General features: G+C 32.7%; 1 protein-coding gene. It reads right to left on the bottom strand.

Annotated elements, in window-relative coordinates:
• The coding region (locus KHW44_RS09960; protein WP_304068995.1) for an ABC transporter ATP-binding protein at nt 1-1,077 on the bottom strand (1,077 nt) is incomplete at both ends.

Raw genomic sequence — 1,077 nt, 5'->3', positions numbered from 1 at the left:
GACAACCGTATCGTAACCATGTTCCATTTTCATAATAAAATCATGACAACCCGATTTCTTAGCAATGTCTTCTACTTCTTTATCACTGGCACTTGGATTACCCATTCGGATATTTTCCCTAATACTTTCGTTGAACAAAAAATTATCCTGCGAAACAAAGGCAGTTAAACTATATAATTGCTTTAATGGAATTTCATTAAGATTGTATCCACCAATATTTATATTTCCTTCCGTAATATCCCAATATCCAGCTATTAATTTTGCTAAAGTTGACTTGCCACTTCCACTTGGTCCAACAAAAGCCACTGTTGTCCCTTCTTTTATGTTTAGGGATATTCCATGAAGAATTTCTTTTTCTTCTTCATATCCAAACTTTACATTTTGTAAATCAATATTATATTGCTGGATAGTTACTTCTCTATCAGAATGCTTTTGTTCTTTTCCTTCTAAAATTAAGTTAATAGAATTAGCAATAGTTCCTATCTTAGCAAGACCATCAACAAAATTGATTGTTTCAAGTAAAGGTCCTGCAATACCTAAAGATAGAATAATTACAGATATAAATACTTCTGCACTTAAACTGCCGCTAATGTAGAAATACCAACCAAATGGAAGCACTGTTATCATTGTAGTAGGAGATATATTTTTAGATAAAGATACAGGTAACTGACAGCTCTTCATCCATTCATAAAAGTATCTTGCATTTGCAATGACTTTATCTTTGTACTTTGCGTACGATCTCTTGTCTTGATTAAATGTTTTTATCACTTCTATTCCATTAACATACTCAATAATTGCAGAATTCATTTCTCGATTTACCTTTACAGATCCTTCATATTGAACAGCATAATTTTTCATTACGAGTCCCATAAAAAGCATCCCCACAGGAATGGATACTAATGATAAAAGAGCCATTCTCCAATCAAGAAATAATAAGTAAATAAATATACTCAAAGAACCTAAGAGATTCGATGTCATTTCAGGCAACAGGTGAGCGAGCGGTTTCTCCATACTTTCAACCTGATCCACTATAATCTGCTTAAAGTTTCCGCTTGGAACAGAGATTATTTCTCCTAA

This window comes from Finegoldia magna (genome assembly GCF_018371055.1).
GTDB lineage: Bacteria > Bacillota > Clostridia > Tissierellales > Peptoniphilaceae > Finegoldia > Finegoldia magna_I.
The sequence above is the reverse complement of the archived record's forward strand: the minus strand, read 5'-3'. Positions and strand labels throughout refer to the sequence as shown.